A 17449-nucleotide genomic window follows, 5' to 3' on the forward strand; every position below is an offset into this window, starting at 1 on the left:
GGATCGACCACAGTTTCGGAGCGAAACCTGTGACGCCTGAACACCCCACCACGGCCGGACCGCACGACCTCGCCCTCGACCCGCCCCCCGGCTGCCCCGCGCACGGCCGCGGCCCCGGCGGACTGACGAGACTCTACGGACCCGGCGCGGAGGACCTGAGCGAGCTGTACGAGCAGCTCCGCGAGCAGCACGGCCCCGTGGCACCGGTCCTGCTGCACGAGGACGTGCCGATGTGGGTGGTCCTCGGCCACGCCGAGAACCTGCACATGGTGCGCACGTCCTCGCAGTTCACCCGGGACAGCCGGGTCTGGACCCCGCTGCGGGAGGGCATGATCAAGCCCGACCACCCGCTGATGCCGCACATCGCCTGGCAGCCCATCTGCTCCCACGCGGAAGGCGACGAGCACAAACGGCTGCGGGGCGCGGTCACCTCGGCCATGACGACCATCGACGACCGCAGCGTGCGCCGGTACATCTACCGGGCCACGCAGGTGCTGGTCAACCGCTTCTGCGAGGCCGGCCGCGCGGAGCTGGTCGGCCAGTTCGCCGAGCACCTGCCCATGGCGGTGATGTGCCAGCTCCTCGGCATGCCCGACGAGTACAACGACCGGATGGTGGCCGCCGCCCGCGACGCGCTCAAGGGCAGCGAGACCGCCCTCGCCAGCCACGAGTACGTCGTCGGCGCCCTCAGCCGGCTCACCACGCGCCGCCGCGCCGAGCCCGCCGACGACTTCACCAGCCACCTCATCGCCCACCCCGCCGGCCTCACCGACGACGAGGTCCGCGAGCATCTGCGCCTGGTGCTCTTCGCCGCCTACGAGGCCACCGTCAACCTGCTGTCCAACGCGCTGCGCATGGTCCTCACCGACCCGCGCTTCCTCGCCCGGCTCAACGGCGGCGAGATGACGGTGCCGGAGGCGGTCGAGCAGTCCCTGTGGGACGAACCGCCGTTCAGCACGATCCTCGGCTACTTCGCCACGCAGGACACCGAGCTGGGCGGCCAGCGCATCCGCAAGGGCGACGGCCTGCTCTTCGCGCCCGCCCCCGGCAACGTCGACCCCCGGGTGCGGCCCGACCTCGCCGCCCATATGCGGGGCAACCGCTCCCACCTCGCCTTCGGCGGCGGACCGCACGAATGTCCCGGCCAGGACATCGGCCGCGCCATCGCCGACGTCGGCGTGGACGCGCTGCTGACCCGGCTGTCGGACGTCCAGCTCGCCTGCGACGAGGACGAGCTGCGCTGGACGACGTCCATCGCCTCCCGGCACCTGGTGGCCCTGCCGGTGCACTTCGAGCCGAAGCCCCAGCAGGACGTCACCCTCCGGCCCAGCCACGCCTCGGTCCCACCCCAACGCGCCCCCCGCCCCTCACTTCCCGACCCGCAGCCGACGGCCCCCGCGCCCGCTCCCGAGCCGGTCGCCATCGTTCAGCCACCCCGCCGCCCCAACGCCTGGCGCCGCTTCCTGGCCTGGTGGCGGGGGTACTGAGCCGGACTACCGGGCCCAGTCGCCGTACGACTCCCAGGCGCCCAACGCCCGGTCGCTGCGCAGCCGGTGCTCCGCCCCCGTGACCGGGTCGGTGAACTCCAGCTCCCGCGCGAGCAGTTGCAGCGGGCGCCGGAAGTCGTCGGGCGCAACGGGGGCGGCCACCTCGGGGTAGAGCGGGTCGCCGAGGATGGGCACGCCCAACGCGTTCATGTGCACACGCAGTTGATGGGTCTGCCCGGTCTCCGGGACCAGCCGGTACCGGGCGAGCCCGTCCGTCCGGTGCTCGACGGGCTCGATCCGGCTGACGGCGTTGGGCTCGCCCGGCACCTCGAACGCGGCCAGGATCCCGCGCTCCTTCACGATCCGGCTGCGCGCGGTCACCGGCCACGCGCGCGTGGCATCGTAGGGCGCGACCGCCTCGTACACCTTGCGCACCCGGCGGTCGCGGAACAGCCCCTGGTAGGCGCCGCGCTCCTCGGGGCGCACGGTGAACAGCACGAGCCCGGCCGTCAGCCGGTCCAGCCGGTGCGCGGCGCCGAGCGCCGGGAGGTCCAGCTCCCGGCGCAGCCGGGCCAGCGCGGTCTCGGTGACATGGCTGCCGCGCGGGGTGGTGGCCAGGAAGTGCGGCTTGTCGACGACGACGATGTGCTCGTCGCGGTGCACGACCTCCAGCGGGAACGGCACCGGAACCTCAGCGGGCAGCTCCCGGTGGAACCACACGAACATCCCCGGCACGTACCGCGCGTCCGGCGCCACGGCCCGTCCGTCGGCACCGACGACGAGCCCGGCCGCGAGCATCCCCTCCACGACTCCGGCGCCGGCCCCGCTGAGCCGCTCCACCAGATACTCCCGCACGGTGGCCCAGTCCCCCTCGCCCGGCAGCCGCACCCGCACCGGGTCGATCCCGTCGCGCTGCGGGAGGGGGGAGGGCGGGGGAGGGGTACGGCGTCTCATCGCCCCCAAGACTACGGCGGCGGAAATCCCGTTGGCCGGTCCTGGGCCCGTTGGCAGGATGAGGCGCATGCCCGACACCGCAGCCCACGTCCTGCCTGCCGGAACCTTCTCCGGGACCGCGCAACCCGTCCTCCCGACCGGCGACGGGCTCCTGCTGCGCCCGTGGCGGTCGGCGGACGTCCCCGCCGTGTACGCCGCCTTCCAGGACCCGCTGATGCACCAGTGGCACATCAGGGCCGCCGACTCCGAGGAGGAGGTCGCCGGCTGGATAGCGGAGTGGCAGCGGTGCTGGGACACGGAGAGGAACGCCCAGTGGGCCGTCGTCGACGAGGACTCCGGCCTGCTGCTGGGGCGGATGGCGCTGCGCTGCGTCCTGCTGAGCGAGGGCACGGCGGAGGTCGCGTACTGGACGACCGGGGCGGCCCGTGGCCGGGGAGTCGCCTCCCGGGCCACGACCGCGCTCACCGGCTGGGCCTTCGACGAGATCGGCTTCCACCGCCTGGAGCTGATCCACGCCACCGCCAACGAGGCCTCCTGCCGCGTCGCCGCCAAGGCCGGCTTCACCCTGGAGGGCACCAAGCGCAGCGCCGCACTCCACCAGGACGGCTGGCACGACATGCACCTCCACGCGCGCGTACAGGGCGACTGAGCCGCGACGGCTACGCGGCCGCCGTCTCCGGTACGGCCGCCGCCCGCCCGCGGTACGCCCGGAAGGCCACGCCCGCCGCTACCGTCACGGCCAGGAACAGCACGGTGAACCACTGGAAGTACCAGTGCCCGCCCGCCGGGTCGTACACCGCTGCCCGGGGCCAGGCCAGGTTGACGGTCATCAGGAGGCCGTAGAGCAGGGCGAGGGCGTTGACGGGGATGCCCCAACGGCCCAGGGAGAACAGCGGGGCGCCGGTCTCGTCGGTGCCGGCCGAGGAGAACCCGCCGCGCAGCCGGCGGACCAGCAGCGGTCCGGTGACCATCGCGTACGCCAGGTACAGCATCACGATGCAGGTGGTGCCGATGGCCAGGAAGGCGTCCGGCGAGGCGAAGTTGAGCAACAGGAGGGCACCGGCGAGGACGCCGACGACCAGGGCGGGGGCGCTCGGCATGCCGGTGCGGGGGTTCACGCGCGCGAGGCGGGCAGAGAAGGGCAGCTGTCCGTCGCGGGCCATGGAGAACAGCATCCGGCAGGCCGCCGTCTGGATGGCGAGCGTGGCCACCGCGATGGCGACCACCACGTCCGCGAGGAGCGCCTTGCCGACGCCGTCGCCGAGGCTGCTGGTGAGGACGTAGGAGAGTCCGTCGACGCCGAGGTGTCCGTCGGTGAGGCTGGGCGCGGCGAGCAGTCCGCCCAGGACGATCAGGCCGCCGAGGAGACCCGCCGCGCCGAGCGCGGTGAGGATCGTACGGGGCGCCGTACGGCGGGGGTCACGGGTCTCCTCGCTCATCTCGCCCGCGCTGTCGAAGCCGATCATCACGTACGCGGCGGTGAAGGAGCCGACGAGCAGCGCTCCGAACAGGCCGTTCTGCGCGGCCCCTTCGGTGTGGAAGGTGATGCCCGGGGTGCGCTCGGAGTGGGTGAGCAGCAGGACCACGATGAGTACCGCGCCGATGATCTCGGCGGTCACCCCGACCCGGTTGATCACGGACATCACCCGGTTGTCGAGGACGTTCACGAGCGTGGTCAGCACCAGCAGCACCACGCCGAGCAGGGCCGCGTTGGCCGCGCCGTCCGGTGAGGTGGGCGCCGGGTCGGTGCCGATCAGCTGGAAGCCCGACCAGATCGCGGGGAGCACCATCTGGAGGGCGAGGGCCGCCGCCGCGACGACCACGATCTGCCCGATCACCATGATCCAGCCGGCGAACCAGCCGAAGCCCGGGGTCGAAAGGCGTGACGACCACTGGTAGATCGCGCCCGAGATCGGATAGCGCGCGGCCAGCTCGGCGAAGCAGGCGGCCACCAGCAGCTGCCCGATGAGCACCACCGGCCAGGCCCAGAAGAAGACGGGGCCGCCGAACGCGTACCCGAAGGCGAAGAACTGGAAGACGGTCGTCAGGACCGAGATGAAGGAGAACCCGGCGGCGAACGACGCGTACCGGCCCAGGCTGCGGTGCAGCTCCTGGGGGTAGCCGAACTCGGCGAGGGAGCCGTCGTCGGACGCGGGGGAGTGCGGCGGGTCGGGACGTACATCGGGGGGAGAGGTCGTCGTCACGGCGGCACCTGCCTTGGGCGCGAAATAATTCCTGTCGGGCGACAGAAATTAGGGATGCGCTGTTTCGTACGCGTCACGCAGCCGTGTCCGGGGCGGGCCCAAGTCCTCACGTCCGCATCGGATTCACTCGATCGCGATATGTCGCGTGTATTGACCTCGGATTCGACTCGCGATATGTTCGGCTACGGATATTCGGATGGGAGGTGGCGGTGACCATGACGACGAGGAAGCGTCGCAAGCTCAGCAACCCGTTGGCGCTCGCCGTGCTGACCACGCTCCTGCAGAAACCGATGCATCCGTACGAGATCGCCCAGACCCTGCGCAGCCAGGGCAAGGACACCAGCACGAAGACCAACTACGGCTCGCTCTACACCGTCGTGCAGAACCTCGAGAAGTACGGATTCGTCGAGGTGACCGGTGTGGAGCGCCAGGGCAACCGCCCCGAGCGCACGGTCTACGGGCTCACCGGGGCCGGGCGCGAGGAGATGGCCGAGTGGCTGTCCGACCTGATCGCCATCCCGGCGAAGGAGTACCCGATCTTCGAGACGGCGCTCTCGCTGATGGCCGCGCTGCCGCCCGACGACGTGGTGAGACTGCTGCAGACCCGGCTGAGCTCACTCGAAGTGCAGGTGGCCAGTGGCCGGGGCGCGCTCGAGAAGCTCTGCAAGACGCTGCCGAGGCTGTTCCTCGTCGAGGTCGAGTACCAGCTCCACATGGTCGAGGCGCAGGCGGAATGGGTCGCCGGCTTCATAGAGGAACTCAAGGAGGGCTCGCTGCCCGGCGTCGAACAGTGGCAGCGCTTCCACGAGACGGGGGAGATGCCGGCCGAGTCCAGCTCATGAGAAAGACCCCGGCAGGGCTGTTCCAGCAGCCACGCCGGGGTCACGAACCCCGAACCGAACCCGCCGTGAGGCAGTTCCGGGCGATCGAGGTGCGGCACACCCAGGATAGCCCGGCGCTCTTCACGTGGATCAGCGGATCATCAGTCACGCATCCCAGGAGAGTCCCGTCATGAGCGCAACGCGCGCGCCCGCCGTCGAGGCGCGGCAACTCGTCAAGACCTACCCCGGTGACGTCACCGCCCTCAACGGCATGGACGTCACGGTCGAGACCGGCACCGTCTTCGGGCTGCTCGGCCCCAACGGCGCCGGCAAGTCCACCACCGTCAAGATCCTCACCACGCTGGCCCGCCCGGACTCCGGCACGGCCACCGTCGCCGGGCACGACGTGCTGCGCCACCCGGACCGGGTGCGGCGCGCGATCGGCGTGGTCGCCCAGAACTCCGGCGTCGACCCGGTCGCCACCGGCCGCGAGAACCTCCGCCTCCAGGGCCGGCTGTACGGCATGAAGGGCGCCGAACTGGACCGCAGGGTCGACGAGTTGCTGGAGCGCTTCACCCTCACGCAGGCCGCCCGCCGCCCGGTCAAGGGCTACTCCGGGGGTATGCGGCGCCGGCTCGACGTCGCCCTCGGCCTGGTGCACCGTCCCGAGGTGCTCTTCCTCGACGAACCGACCACCGGCCTGGACCCCGAGGCCCGTGCCGCGATGTGGGACGAGATCGGCCGGCTGGCCGGCGAGGAGGGCCTGACCATCCTGCTCACCACGCACTACCTGGAGGAGGCCGACCGGCTGGCGGAGCGCGTCGCCATCGTCGACCGCGGCCGGGCCGTCGTCACCGGCACCCCCGGCTCCCTCAAGGGCGAACTCCGCGGCGACGCCGTGCACGTGGAACTGCGCATGGCACTCGGCGAAGCGGGGCGCACCCTGCTGCGCGACACCCTCGGCGGACTGCCGGGCGTGCACGAGGTGCTGTGCGACGGGCGCCGGGTCAGCGTCCGCGCCGACGACGGAGCCGCCGCCGTACCCGCGCTGCTCGGCGCGCTGGAGCGGGCCGGCGTCGGGGTCGCCACCGCGACCGTCGCCCGCCCGTCCCTGGACGATGTCTATCTCCGGTACGCGGGCCGCAGGTACGCGGAGGCCGACACCGGCACGGACTCCCTCGTCCTCGCGGGAGGTGCGCGATGAGCACCGCCGTCACCCAGACCTGGTACATGACACAGCGCCAGCTGATGGTCTTCGCCCGCCAGCCCGCCTTCGCGGTCATCACCCTGGTCCAGCCGGTCATCTGGCTGTTCCTCTTCGGCGGTCTGTTCAAGAACGTCGTCGAGCTGGGCGGCTTCGGCACGACGTCGTATCTCGGCTACCTGGTGCCGGGCGTGGTCGTGATGAGCGCGCTGAGCGCCAACATGTGGGCGGGCATGGGCACGTTGGAGGAGATCCAGCGCGGCACCCTGGACCGCTTCCTGACGACCCCGGCCAGCCGGGCCGCGCTGATGAACGGCAACGTGGTGCACAACGGCATCGTCACCGCCCTGCAGTCGACGGTCATCGTGCTGCTCGGCCTGCTGGGCGGCGCGGACTATCCGGGCGGGGTCACCGGTGCCGCGGTCCTCGTCGTCGCGTCGGTGCTGCTGGGCACGGTGTTCGGGGCGCTGTCCAACGCCCTCGGCATGCTGGTGCGGGAGCGGGAGTCGATCATCGGCATCAACACGTTCCTGCTGCTGCCGCTGACGTTTCTGTCCTCCGCCTTCATGGCACCGGCCCAGATGCCGTCGTGGATGCGGCACATAGCCGACTTCAACCCGCTGAACTGGGCGATGGCGGCGGGCCGTTCGGCGCTGACCGCCGACCCCGACTGGGGTGCGGTGCTGCTGCGCTGCGGCTGGCTGCTCGCGCTCGCCACGGCCTCGGTGTGGCTGTCGATCCGGACGTTCAGGTCGTACCAGCGGTCGGTGTAGCGCCACGGCTTCTGCCGGCGGCCCGCGCCGCGAGGCCGGGCCGCTGCCGCGCCACACGCCACAGGACCGCGCCTCTGCCGCGCCCTGAAGGGGCGCGGGGCCGTGCCACTGCGCGACTCGGCCGGGCGGGCGCGAACCCCGCCGCGGACCTGCGGTTCGGTGTGGTGGCGGGCCCGGCGGGCGCCGGTGGCCGTGCTGGGGCGTGCCGTGCTTCGAGCCGAGCGTCAGGCGGCCGGTGCCGTGCCCTCCTGCTCCTGTTCCTGTTCCACGCGTGCGTTCCACTCCCGCTTCGAGGCCTGCCAGCCGTCCTCGTTGTGGCCGAGCCGCCAGTAGCCGGAGATGGACAGGTCGTCGCGCGGGATCTGCAGGTCGACCCGCAGCAGCCGGCGCAGTTCCTTCACGGCCGCGGCCTCGCCGTGCACGAACGCGTGGACGCGGCCCTCGGGGAAGGCCAGTGTGCGGACCGCCTCGACGAGCCGCTCGCCGACGGGCCGGTCGCCGCGGTGCAGCCAGGTGACCTCCACGTCGGAGTCGATCTTCTGCTCCTCCTCGGGTCCGGAGACCTCGATGAAGGCGTGGGCCACGGCCCCCGAGGGCAGCGACTCCAGAGCGGTCGCGATGGCGGGCAGGGCGCTCTCGTCACCGGCGAGCAGATGCCAGTCGGCCTCCGGGTCGGGGGCGTAGGCGCCGCCGGGGCCCATGAAACGGACGGTCTCGCCCGGCTGCACGCGCACGGCCCACGGCCCGGCCAGGCCCTCGTCGCCGTGGATCACGAAGTCGAGGGTCAGCTCGCGGTGTTCGGGGTTCCAGTAGCGCACGGTGTACGTCCGGGTCACGGGCCACTGCTCACGCGGGAAATCCGCCCGGATCTGCTCCATGTCGAAGGGCTCCGGGTAGGTCACACCCTCGGGGCCGAAGAGCAGTTTGACGTAGTGGTCGGTGCACGCGCCCGCGGCGAACTCGGCCAGTCCCTCGCCGCCGAGCACCACGCGCTGCATGTGCGGGGTGAGCCGTTCGGTGCGGACGACCTGCGCGGAGTGGGGTTTCCGCGGCTTTCGTGCCGGACGTTCTGCCATAACGGCCTCCCATGCTGATATGGTTAGGTTAACCTAAGTTAGCATCCCTCCCCCGGTGATGCGCCCCCTGAAGAGAAGTTGATTCACTTCTCTTGGTGAGAATGGCTTTCAGTCACGGCGAATGTCATTCCCCATACGCGAGAACATTGCTTACGCACTCAGTGTGTTCAGCAGCCGCTGCAACGATCCGCCGAGCCCCCAGCGCTCCGCCAGTCCCTCCAGTGTCGCCCCGTCGTGCGGCGCGTGGGGCAAAGAAGTGTTCACATCCGGCAGCGGCACGTCATCGGCGACCCGGACGACCTTCGGCGCGACGGCGACGTAGGGCCGGGCCTCGTCGAGCCGCTTGCGCTGCGACGGGGTGAGCTTCGCCCTCGGGTCGTCCACCGCCGCCATGATCCCGGCCAGGTCGCCGAACTCGGCCAGCAGCTTGGCCGCCGTCTTCTCCCCGATGCCCGCGACCCCCGGCAGGCCGTCGCTCGGGTCGCCGCGCAGCAGCGCCAGGTCGACGTACCCGCGCCCGTCCACGCCGTACTTCTCGCGCAGCCACGTCTCGTCGGTCAGCTGCAGCGTGCCGACCCCCTTGAGCGGGTACAGCACCCGCACCCCACGCGCGTCGTCCACCAGCTGGTAGAGGTCGCGGTCGCCGGTGACGATGTCCACCGGGCCCTTCGCCCGCGCGGTGAACGTGCCGATGACGTCGTCCGCCTCGTAGCCGGCGACGCCCACGCGCGCGATGCCCAGCGCGTCCAGCACGGCCTCGATGACCGGCACCTGAGGGGAGAGCGTGTCCGGCACCTCCTCCTCGTCCGGACCGGCCTCGCGCTCCTCGGCGACCCGGTGCGCCTTGTAGGAGGGGATGAGATCGACCCGCCACTGCGGGCGCCAGTCGGCGTCCATACAGGCGACCAGCTCGTCGGGCCGGTGGTCCTTCACCAGGCGGTCGATGAAGTCCAGCAGCCCGCGCACGGCGTTCACCGGCGTCCCGTCCGGGGCCTTCACGGAATCCGGCACCCCGAAATAGGCGCGGAAATAGAGCGAGGCGGTGTCGAGAAGCATCAGTTGTCCGGTCACGCCTCGCATCATGCCGCACGGGTGCCCAAGTGACCGGCGGGTATTCACTCAGGTGACACGCGTTACGCCGTCACACGCGGTCCGTCGCCACGGCAAGGATCAGGCCAACCACGCAGAGCTATGCCCGAGCCCGAGCCCGGGCACTTGCGAAGCCGGGGACCACCGGGAACACTCACGCGCGTTCGCGCATTGAACCGAAAAGGCGGAGAGCGATCACGCACCCCGACACTCGGCCGGCCCGATCGGCTGGCGTGAACTGTGAGGTCGTAGGTCACGCCATGTGTCCTCGATGTGACGGGCACATGAAACGGTTTGCGGAACATGCGTAGGGTGCAGAGAACTCCTCAGGAGAAGGCGTCCGGATATCCGGACACCGGTACCGACGAGCGAAGGAGAAGGAGGGAGCCGGAGCGATGGGCGACCACAAAGACGACCACAAGGAGCAGCCGCTGCGGGTGGGCGCGGCCGTCCGGCGTCGACGCCGGTCCCTGGACCTCACCCTCGCCGTCGTGGCCGCGCGCAGCGGACTGTCGGTCCCGTTCCTGAGCCAGATCGAGAACGACCGCGCCCGCCCCAGCACCACCTCCCTGGAGAAGCTCGCGGACGCCCTGCGCACCACCGCCGTCGAACTCCTCGCCGCCGCCGACCCGGCGTGCAGCGTGGACGTCGTACGCGCCGAGCTCCCCGACGCCTCCGCGCCCGGGCCGCGCTCCCGTTCCCTGGTGCGCGGTCACCACCAGATGCACGCCACGGAGTTCACCGGCGACCACGAGGCGGGCCGTGAGATCCAGTACCGCAACGACCAGCTGATGTACGTGGCCGACGGCGCCGTGGAGATCGAGGCCGAGGGCCGCGCCTACCGCCTCGGCCGCGGCGACACCCTGTACCTCACCGGCGGTGTCCGCCACCGCTGGCGCGCGACCGTGCCGGACACCCGGGTGGTCGTCGTCGCCGTGGCGGAACACATCGAGGCGGTCCGGGGGGACGGGAAGCGCTAGTGCGGGTGGTCTCCCTGGTGCCGTCGCTGACGGAAGCCGTGGCTCTGTCGGCGCCCGGTGCGCTCGTCGGTGCCACCGACTGGTGCAGCCACCCGGGCGACCTCGACGTCACCCGGATCGGCGGCACCAAGAACCCGGACGTCGAACGGATCGTCGGCCTCGCACCCGATCTGGTGATCGCCAACGAGGAGGAGAACCGCGAACCGGACCTGACCGCACTGCGGACGGCCGGCGTCGAGGTGCTGGTCACGGAGGTGCGCGACCTTCCGGCGGCCTTTCGCGAGCTGGCCCGGGTGCTGGCGGCGTGCGGCGCGCGGTCCCGCCCGCGCTGGCTGGACGAGGCCGAGGCCCGCTGGGCGGAGCAGCGCCCGCTGGAGCCCCGCGCCACCGCCGTCGTACCGATCTGGCGCCGCCCCTGGATGGTGCTGGGCCGGGACACCTTCGCCGGGGACGTCCTGGCCCGCCTCGGCGTCGACCACCTGTACGCGAAACACCCCGAGCGCTACCCGCGGATTCCGGTCGACGACCTGCGGGCCGCCGCCCCCGACCTCGTCGTACTGCCGGACGAGCCCTACCTCTTCACCCCCGACGACGGCCCGGAGGCCTTCCCCGGCCTGCCCTGCGCGTTCGTCAGCGGACGGCACCTGACGTGGTACGGACCCTCGCTCGCCGAAGCTCCGCGGGCGCTGGCCGAGGCGCTGCGAGCAGCCCGCCGCTGACCAGCCCGCGAAAGGTGTGCACGGCTACGACGACCCAGGCGCCGACGAGGACGACGTACAGCCCGGTCGCGAGCACGCCGTAGGCGACCAGCCCGGTGTGCCGGGCCAGGGACGCCGCACCGGTCACACAGGTGCCGACCGGAAAGGTGAAGGCCCACCAGGTCATCGAGAAGCCCATCCCGAGGCGCCGGGCGCGCACCGTCTGGGCCACGGCCAGGCACAGCCACAGCAGTGCGAAACCCAGCACCGGCACGCCGTACAGCACGGCGAACACGGCGAGCGCGCGGCTCTCCGGGCCGGTCAGCACGCCGGGCGCGACGTCCGCGAACCTCCCGACGGCGGTGGTGGACTGCCCCAGCGGCCCCAGGACGAGGAAGAGGGAGGGGGTGAGCGCGAGGGGCAGCGGCCCGCCGCTGAGCAACCGTCCGAACACCGGCGGCAGCATCAGCGCGGTGCCGAGCAGGCTCAGCCCGAACAGCGCGAAGCACGCAAGGAGCAGGGTCTCCCTCGGCTGCCCCGGCGGCAGATGCGGCACGAGCGACGGCCCGAGCGCGGCCGACACCATGGGCGCGACCAGCGGCAGCAGCCACACGGGCGTCGCCTGGCCCGCCCCGACCTTGTGCCGTACGGCCATGAGGTACGGCACGACGACGGCCGCCGCCAGCGCCACGACCGTACCGGCACCGAACAGCACGGCGTCGAGGACGACCGCGGCCGGCACGCCGATCCAGTACCGCCCGGCGGTGTGGGCGGCGCCGCCGACCGCGAGCAGCGCCATCGCCAGGCAGCCGTAGAACGGGGCCACGGCCGGGTCGAGGAGGTGTGCGCGGGCCTGGTCGCGGTGGTGGCGCCAGTGCAGGGCACGGGCGACGAGGAGGGCTGCCAGGAGGGCGAGGGAGAGGGCCCAGACGGCGGCGCGGACCGTTGGGGGCGGGGGGAGCGGAAGGGAGGCTCCGGCCGAGGCGACCATCGCCGTGCCCATGACGGTGGCGTACCAGTTGGGGCCGAGATGGCGGACGGTGTCCATGACCTCCACGGTCGCGGGGGCGGGGGATCGCGACCAGGGAGGATGTCTGTATGAGGGCATAAGCTGGCCTTATGAGCAGGGGTACCGCTGGTGCGGAGGAACAGACCGGGGTCGCGCGGTCCCTCGCGCATCGCGTCCCGGATCTCGGCGCGCTGGAGCTGCTGCTGGCCGTGGCCCGGCTGGGCAGCCTGGGCGCGGCGGCGCGCGAGCTCGGCATCACACAGCCCGCCGCGAGCAGCCGGGTGCGGTCCATGGAACGTCAGTTGGGCGTGGCTCTGGTGGACCGTTCGCCGCGCGGCTCCCGGCTCACGGACGCCGGGGCGCTGGTGACGGACTGGGCGCGGCGGATCGTGGAGGCGGCGGAGGCGTTCGACGCGGGTGCGCAGGCGCTGCGGGACCGGCGGGACTCGCGGCTGCGGGTGGCCGCGAGCATGACCATCGCGGAGTATCTGCTGCCCGGCTGGCTGCTCGCGCTGCGCGCCCAGCGGCCGGACACGGCGGTGTCGCTGCACGCGGGGAACTCCACGGTGGTGGCGGAGCGGTTGCTGTCCGGGGAGGCGGACCTGGGCTTCGTGGAGGGGTTGACCGTGCCGCCCGGTCTTGACTCCGTGGTGATCGCCCACGACCAGCTGATCGTGGTGGCCGCGCCCGTGCATCCCTGGGCCCGTCGCCGACGTCCGTTGGCCGCCGCCGAGTTGGCCTTGACGCCGCTGATCCTCCGGGAGAAGGGCTCGGGGACGAGGCAGGTGCTGGACACCGCGCTGGGGGGTCTCGCCCGGCCGCTGATCGAGCTGTCCTCGACCACGGCGGTGAAGGCGGCGGCGGTGGGGGGAGCGGGGCCGGCGGTGCTGAGCGAACTGGCGGTGGGTGACGAGCTGGCGCTGCGGCGGCTGGTGCGGGTGCCGGTGGAGGGGGTTTCGCTCGCCCGCGATCTCCGTGCCGTGTGGCCGACGGGGCACCGCCCCACGGGGCCGGCCCGTGACCTGCTGTCCCTGACCCGGGGGTGACCGTCCCAGAGGGCTCCGCCCCCTGGACCCCCGGCCTGTGCCCACCCACCACCAGACTCGGTAAGTCGAAGAGCGTTTGAGGATTAAAGCGTGGCGCGGTGTCGCCACTGGCCCGCACCATCGACCCCATGGTCACCTCCGCCCCGCCCGCCGAAGGCACCCGTACCCCCTGGGAAGCCCTGCCCGCACCCGTCCGTGCCGCCGTCGCCGATCTCCTCGGCGGGCCCGTCGCGCACGCCGCCACCCAGCCCGGCGGTTTCTCCCCGGGCGTGGCCGCCCGTCTGCGCACGGCCGCCGGACAGCGCGCCTTCGTCAAGGCGGTCAGCGCCGACACCAACCCGGACAGCCCGGCCCTGCACCGCCAAGAAGCCCGCAACGCCGACGCGCTCCCGCCCGGCACCCCCGCGCCCCGCCTCCTCGGTACCTACGACGACGGCACCTGGGTGGCCCTGGTCTTCGAGGAGGTACCCGGCCGTCAGCCCCATGTCCCCTGGCGGGAACCGGAGTTGCGGCGGGTGCTCGACGCGGTCGACGAGCTGGCCCGCGTCCTCACCCCCGCCCCGGCCGGGGTCCCGGCGCCGCCCGCGGCCGAAGCGCTCGCCGACAGCTTCGCCGGCTGGGAGCGCCTGCGGGCACCGGAGCGGCACCGCGAGCGCGCCCTCCTCGACCCCTGGACCCGCGCCCGTCTCCCCGAACTCGCCGACCTGGCCGCGGGCTGGGCGGACGCCATCGCCGGGGACACCCTCGCCCACGGCGATCTGCGCGCCGACAACATGCTGCTCACCGACGACGACCGCGTCGTCTTCGTCGACTGGCCGCACGCCGTGCGCGCCGTCCCGTGGTTCGACCTGCTGGTCATGCTGCCCTGCGTGCGGGCCCAGGGCGGACCGGACCCGGAGGAGCTGTTCACCGCGCACCCCGTGGGCCGGAACGCGGACCCCGACGGTGTCACCGCCGCGCTCGCCGCACTGGCCGGCTACTTCGTCGAGCACGCCCTGCGCCCGGCCCCGCCCGGCCTGCCCACCCTGCGCGCCTTCCAGCAGGCTCAGGGCGAGGCGGCTCTCGCCTGGCTCAGGGAGCGATCGGAACGACGGGAACGACGGGAGTGACGGGAGCGGCAGGCGCGGCGGACACGACAGACGCGGCGGACGCGGCGGACGCTGCCGTGACCAACGCCCGCATCACCCGCAGATCCTCGGCCATCTCCGGGTGCCACTGGACGCCGAGGACCCATCCGGCGTCGTCCGGCAGCTCCACCGCCTCGACCGTGCCGTCCGCCGCGTGGGCGGACACGACGAGCCCCCTACCGAGGCGGTCCACCGCCTGGTGGTGGAAGGTCGGTACCGACGCCTCCTCGGGCACCGCCTCGGCGTAGCGCGTGCCGGGCACCGGCTTGACCGGGTGCCGGCCGAAGACGCCGGGCACTGCCGCGTGTCCGTCGATGTGCTGGGTCAGCGTGCCGCCGAGGGCCACGTTCAGCAGCTGCATGCCCCGGCAGATGCCCAGCAGCGGGAGCCCGGCCGCGAGGGCGGCCTCGACGAGGGCGAGTTCCCAGGCGTCCCGTGCCCGGGCCGGCGGGCCCGTGCGGGGGTCGCGCTCGGCGCCGTAGCGGACCGGCTCGACGTCCGGACCGCCGGCCACGACCAGGCCGTCGAGCCGGGCGACCGTCGCCGCCGCGTGCTCGGGAGCGTCCGGCGGGAGCATCGCGGCCAGGCCGCCCGCCCGCTGCACCAGGCGCGGGTACCCGGCCGGCAGCAGCGCGGCCTCCAGCTCCCACACACCCCAGCGCGCGCCGGCCTCCAGATACGTACTGACGCCGATCAGCGGCCGTCCGCCGTCCGTCATGCACCCTCCCGCCAACTCAGGGACTGCCACTTCAAAGGACTGTACGCATACCATTTCATGTCAGGAAGCCCCTGAGTAGTGCCGCCGTCCCCGCGCAGTGCTCCCGCATCATCTCCCGCGCGCCGTCCGCGTCCCCGTCCAGCACCGCCTCCACCAGCGCGGTGTGCTGCCGCTGCGAGTGCTCCAGGTTGCGCACGAGGAGGGGGATGCAGTCCAGCAGGTCGTTCACCGTCGCGCGGACCGCCGCGTACTGCCCGGTGAGGGACGGCGAACCGCACAGTTCGGCGAGCGTTAGGTGGAGCAGGGTGTCCAGGCGGCGGTAGTCGGTCAGCGGTGCGTCCTGGGTGCGGGCGAGGGCCTCGCGCAGCCGGTCCGCCTGCGCGTCCGTGAGGCCGTGCGCGGCACACAGGCCCGCCGCCCCCACCTCCAGCACCTCCCGGAAGCGCAGTACGTCCTCGATGTCGATCTCCGCGACCCGGCGGCGCAGTTCGTCCTCGCCGCCGGCGTCCGTGCGCGGCAGGACGAACGTTCCGCCGTAGCGCCCCCGCCGGGACTCCACGAGCCCCTGGTCCTGGAGTACCTTCAGCACCTCGCGCAGCGTCACCCGGCTGATCCCGAGCCGTTCCGCCAACTCCCGCTCGGCAGGCAGCCGTTCGCCCCCCGGGACCAGACCCAGCCGGACGACCTGCAGGATCTGCTCCAGCGCCTCCTCGAAGCCGTTCCCGGCCCGCACCGGCCGCAGCACCGGTGTCAGCCGGTCGTCCGGTCCGCCGTCAGCGTCCACCGACATCTGGCCGCGCCCCCTTCCCAAGCAATGGTTCTCCGCAATACCTTATGGCTCCCGGCCCGGCCGCAGAAGCGCAGCGGCAGCGCGAAGAAGCCGAAGGAGCCCCACCGTGGCAGACCGCACACCCCCGCTCGCCGTCGAGGAACTGCACGCCCTCGTCGCGAGCGGTGAGATCGACACTGTCGTCCTGGCCTTCCCCGACATGCAAGGGCGTCTGCAAGGCAAGCGGTTCGCCGCCCGGTTCTTCCTCGACGAGGTCCTCCAGCACGGCACCGAGGGATGCAACTACCTCCTCGCCGTCGACACCGAGATGAACACCGTCGACGGGTACGCGATGTCCTCCTGGGACCGGGGCTACGGCGACTTCGCCATGCACCCCGACCTGTCCACCCTGCGCCGCGTCCCCTGGAACGCAGGTACGGCGATGCTCATCGCCGACCTCGCCTGGAACGACGGCTCCCCGGTGGTCGCCGCGCCCCGCCAGATCCTCCGCCGCCAGCTGGAGCGCCTCGCCGGGCACGGCTTCACCGCGCAGGTCGGGACCGAGCTGGAGTTCATCGTCTTCAAGGACACCTACGAGCAGGCCTGGGACGCGAACTACAAGGGGCTGACCCCGGCCAACCAGTACAACATCGACTACTCCGTCCTCGGAACCGGGCGGATCGAGCCGCTGCTGCGCCGGATCCGCAACGAGATGGCCGGCGCCGGCCTCACCGTCGAGTCCGCCAAGGGCGAGTGCAACCCCGGCCAGCACGAGATCGCCTTCCGCTACGACGACGCCCTCGTCACCTGCGACCAGCACGCGATCTACAAGACCGGCGCCAAGGAGATCGCCGCCCAGGAGGGCGTCTCCCTCACCTTCATGGCCAAGTACAACGAGCGCGAGGGCAACTCCTGCCACATCCACCTCTCGCTCGCGGACGCCGCCGGCGACAACGCGATGGCCGGGCCCGACGGGATGTCCGACGTCATGCGGTACTTCCTCGCCGGACAGCTCGCCGCGCTGCGCGACTTCTCCCTGCTCTACGCCCCCAACATCAACTCCTACAAGCGGTTCCAGCCGGGCTCCTTCGCCCCGACGGCCGTCGCCTGGGGGCACGACAACCGCACCTGCGCGCTGCGGGTCGTGGGACACGGCCGCTCGCTGCGCTTCGAGAACCGGCTGCCCGGCGGTGACGTCAACCCGCACCTCGCCGTCGCCGGGCTGGTCGCGGCCGGGCTGTACGGCATCGAGCAGAAGCTGGAGCTGCCCGAGGCCTGCCCCGGGAACGCCTACGCCGCCGACTACGCGCATGTCCCCACCACGCTCCGCGAGGCCGCCGAGCTGTGGGAGAACAGCCCGATCGCACTGGCCGCCTTCGGCGAGGAGGTCGTCGCGCACTACCGCAACATGGCCCGCGTCGAGCTGGAGGCCTTCGACGCGGCGGTCACCGACTGGGAACTGCGCCGCTCCTTCGAGCGCCTGTGATGCACCTG

The 17449-nt window shown here is 72.4% G+C and carries 17 protein-coding genes; 10 read left to right on the forward strand and 7 right to left on the reverse strand.

The window, feature by feature from the left end:
- Nucleotides 1-29: 29 nt before the first annotated feature.
- Nucleotides 30-1487 (forward strand): cytochrome P450, encoded by a 1458-nt coding sequence (locus ACFPIH_RS41125; protein WP_381177739.1) that lies wholly within the window; start codon nucleotides 30-32, stop codon nucleotides 1485-1487.
- A gap of 6 nt (nucleotides 1488-1493) precedes the next feature.
- On the opposite strand, the gene ACFPIH_RS41130 is transcribed toward ACFPIH_RS41125, so the two are convergent.
- Nucleotides 1494-2441, reverse strand: coding sequence for an RluA family pseudouridine synthase (locus ACFPIH_RS41130; RefSeq protein WP_381177735.1), 948 nt, complete (start codon nucleotides 2439-2441; stop codon nucleotides 1494-1496).
- A gap of 67 nt (nucleotides 2442-2508) precedes the next feature.
- Here ACFPIH_RS41130 and ACFPIH_RS41135 point away from each other — a divergent pair, with 67 nt between their 5' ends.
- A complete protein-coding gene (locus ACFPIH_RS41135; RefSeq protein ID WP_381177733.1) occupies nucleotides 2509-3090 on the forward strand; it encodes a GNAT family N-acetyltransferase in 582 nt (193 codons plus the stop codon).
- Nucleotides 3091-3100: 10 nt separating this feature from the next.
- Here the strand turns inward: ACFPIH_RS41135 and ACFPIH_RS41140 are convergent, their stop codons facing one another.
- On the reverse strand, nucleotides 3101-4645 hold the full coding sequence (locus ACFPIH_RS41140; RefSeq protein WP_381177730.1) for an amino acid permease: 1545 nt from the start codon (nucleotides 4643-4645) through the stop codon (nucleotides 3101-3103).
- A gap of 215 nt (nucleotides 4646-4860) precedes the next feature.
- Between ACFPIH_RS41140 and ACFPIH_RS41145 the strand changes: the two genes are divergently transcribed.
- From ACFPIH_RS41145 to ACFPIH_RS41155, 3 genes are all read left to right on the forward strand, one after another.
- The gene (locus tag ACFPIH_RS41145; RefSeq protein WP_381177727.1) at nucleotides 4861-5487 is read left to right on the forward strand and encodes a PadR family transcriptional regulator; all 627 of its coding nucleotides are present in this window, start codon (nucleotides 4861-4863) and stop codon (nucleotides 5485-5487) included.
- Between the two features lie 169 nt (nucleotides 5488-5656).
- Nucleotides 5657-6670 (forward strand): ATP-binding cassette domain-containing protein, encoded by a 1014-nt coding sequence (locus tag ACFPIH_RS41150; protein WP_381177724.1) that lies wholly within the window; start codon nucleotides 5657-5659, stop codon nucleotides 6668-6670.
- Nucleotides 6667-7443 carry an ABC transporter permease gene (locus ACFPIH_RS41155; RefSeq protein WP_381177721.1) on the forward strand — a complete coding sequence of 259 codons (777 nt, stop codon included), beginning with the start codon at nucleotides 6667-6669 and terminating at the stop codon, nucleotides 7441-7443. The genes ACFPIH_RS41150 and ACFPIH_RS41155 overlap by 4 nt, the downstream gene beginning before the upstream one ends.
- Nucleotides 7444-7667: 224 nt before the next feature.
- On the opposite strand, the gene ACFPIH_RS41160 is transcribed toward ACFPIH_RS41155, so the two are convergent.
- Nucleotides 7668-8519, reverse strand: a complete 852-nt coding sequence (locus ACFPIH_RS41160; protein WP_381177718.1) for a siderophore-interacting protein — start codon at nucleotides 8517-8519, stop codon at nucleotides 7668-7670.
- 150 nt (nucleotides 8520-8669) lie between these two features.
- Nucleotides 8670-9599 (reverse strand): 5'-3' exonuclease, encoded by a 930-nt coding sequence (locus ACFPIH_RS41165; RefSeq protein WP_381177902.1) that lies wholly within the window; start codon nucleotides 9597-9599, stop codon nucleotides 8670-8672.
- Nucleotides 9600-10003: 404 nt separating this feature from the next.
- Between ACFPIH_RS41165 and ACFPIH_RS41170 the strand changes: the two genes are divergently transcribed.
- Together ACFPIH_RS41170 and ACFPIH_RS41175 are read left to right on the forward strand one after the other, a co-directional pair.
- Nucleotides 10004-10588, forward strand: coding sequence for a helix-turn-helix domain-containing protein (locus tag ACFPIH_RS41170; RefSeq protein WP_381177715.1), 585 nt, complete (start codon nucleotides 10004-10006; stop codon nucleotides 10586-10588).
- Nucleotides 10588-11307 carry a helical backbone metal receptor gene (locus ACFPIH_RS41175; protein ID WP_381177712.1) on the forward strand — a complete coding sequence of 240 codons (720 nt, stop codon included), beginning with the start codon at nucleotides 10588-10590 and terminating at the stop codon, nucleotides 11305-11307. Before ACFPIH_RS41170 ends, ACFPIH_RS41175 begins: the two co-directional genes overlap by 1 nt.
- On the opposite strand, the gene ACFPIH_RS41180 is transcribed toward ACFPIH_RS41175, so the two are convergent.
- Complete coding sequence (locus ACFPIH_RS41180; protein ID WP_381177709.1) at nucleotides 11219-12334, reverse strand: TDT family transporter; 1116 nt, start codon at nucleotides 12332-12334, stop codon at nucleotides 11219-11221. The genes ACFPIH_RS41175 and ACFPIH_RS41180 overlap by 89 nt on opposite strands.
- Nucleotides 12335-12405: 71 nt before the next feature.
- Here ACFPIH_RS41180 and ACFPIH_RS41185 point away from each other — a divergent pair, with 71 nt between their 5' ends.
- Together ACFPIH_RS41185 and ACFPIH_RS41190 are read left to right on the forward strand one after the other, a co-directional pair.
- Complete coding sequence (locus ACFPIH_RS41185) at nucleotides 12406-13341, forward strand: LysR family transcriptional regulator (protein WP_381177707.1); 936 nt, start codon at nucleotides 12406-12408, stop codon at nucleotides 13339-13341.
- Nucleotides 13342-13469: 128 nt separating this feature from the next.
- Nucleotides 13470-14450: an aminoglycoside phosphotransferase family protein gene (locus ACFPIH_RS41190; RefSeq protein WP_381177899.1), complete on the forward strand. Its 981-nt coding sequence runs from the start codon at nucleotides 13470-13472 to the stop codon at nucleotides 14448-14450.
- Here ACFPIH_RS41190 and ACFPIH_RS41195 read toward each other — a convergent pair.
- Both ACFPIH_RS41195 and ACFPIH_RS41200 read right to left on the reverse strand, forming a co-directional pair.
- Nucleotides 14413-15186, reverse strand: coding sequence for a gamma-glutamyl-gamma-aminobutyrate hydrolase family protein (locus ACFPIH_RS41195; protein ID WP_381177704.1), 774 nt, complete (start codon nucleotides 15184-15186; stop codon nucleotides 14413-14415). The genes ACFPIH_RS41190 and ACFPIH_RS41195 overlap by 38 nt on opposite strands.
- Nucleotides 15187-15241: 55 nt before the next feature.
- Nucleotides 15242-15976 carry a FadR/GntR family transcriptional regulator gene (locus ACFPIH_RS41200; protein ID WP_381177701.1) on the reverse strand — a complete coding sequence of 245 codons (735 nt, stop codon included), beginning with the start codon at nucleotides 15974-15976 and terminating at the stop codon, nucleotides 15242-15244.
- Between the two features lie 106 nt (nucleotides 15977-16082).
- Between ACFPIH_RS41200 and ACFPIH_RS41205 the strand changes: the two genes are divergently transcribed.
- The gene (locus ACFPIH_RS41205; RefSeq protein WP_381177698.1) at nucleotides 16083-17441 is read left to right on the forward strand and encodes a glutamine synthetase family protein; all 1359 of its coding nucleotides are present in this window, start codon (nucleotides 16083-16085) and stop codon (nucleotides 17439-17441) included.
- Nucleotides 17442-17449: the final 8 nt, after the last annotated feature.

Origin of the sequence: Streptomyces vulcanius (assembly GCF_042653945.1) — a bacterium.
Taxonomy (GTDB): Bacteria; Actinomycetota; Actinomycetes; order Streptomycetales; family Streptomycetaceae; genus Streptomyces; species Streptomyces mangrovi.

What these genes read in the sequence shown, in the direction of transcription:
- ACFPIH_RS41130 (WP_381177735.1), bottom strand. Translation starts at nt 2,441, where the DNA reads ATGAGACGCCGTACCCCTCCCCCGCCCTCCCCCCTCCCGCAGCGCGAC.
- ACFPIH_RS41135 (WP_381177733.1), top strand. Translation starts at nt 2,509, where the DNA reads ATGCCCGACACCGCAGCCCACGTCCTGCCTGCCGGAACCTTCTCCGGG.
- ACFPIH_RS41145 (WP_381177727.1), top strand. Translation starts at nt 4,861, where the DNA reads ATGACGACGAGGAAGCGTCGCAAGCTCAGCAACCCGTTGGCGCTCGCC.
- ACFPIH_RS41150 (WP_381177724.1), top strand. Translation starts at nt 5,657, where the DNA reads ATGAGCGCAACGCGCGCGCCCGCCGTCGAGGCGCGGCAACTCGTCAAG.
- ACFPIH_RS41155 (WP_381177721.1), top strand. Translation starts at nt 6,667, where the DNA reads ATGAGCACCGCCGTCACCCAGACCTGGTACATGACACAGCGCCAGCTG.
- ACFPIH_RS41160 (WP_381177718.1), bottom strand. Translation starts at nt 8,519, where the DNA reads ATGGCAGAACGTCCGGCACGAAAGCCGCGGAAACCCCACTCCGCGCAG.
- ACFPIH_RS41165 (WP_381177902.1), bottom strand. Translation starts at nt 9,599, where the DNA reads ATGCGAGGCGTGACCGGACAACTGATGCTTCTCGACACCGCCTCGCTC.
- ACFPIH_RS41170 (WP_381177715.1), top strand. Translation starts at nt 10,004, where the DNA reads ATGGGCGACCACAAAGACGACCACAAGGAGCAGCCGCTGCGGGTGGGC.
- ACFPIH_RS41180 (WP_381177709.1), bottom strand. Translation starts at nt 12,334, where the DNA reads ATGGACACCGTCCGCCATCTCGGCCCCAACTGGTACGCCACCGTCATG.
- ACFPIH_RS41185 (WP_381177707.1), top strand. Translation starts at nt 12,406, where the DNA reads ATGAGCAGGGGTACCGCTGGTGCGGAGGAACAGACCGGGGTCGCGCGG.
- ACFPIH_RS41190 (WP_381177899.1), top strand. Translation starts at nt 13,470, where the DNA reads ATGGTCACCTCCGCCCCGCCCGCCGAAGGCACCCGTACCCCCTGGGAA.
- ACFPIH_RS41195 (WP_381177704.1), bottom strand. Translation starts at nt 15,186, where the DNA reads ATGACGGACGGCGGACGGCCGCTGATCGGCGTCAGTACGTATCTGGAG.
- ACFPIH_RS41200 (WP_381177701.1), bottom strand. Translation starts at nt 15,976, where the DNA reads ATGTCGGTGGACGCTGACGGCGGACCGGACGACCGGCTGACACCGGTG.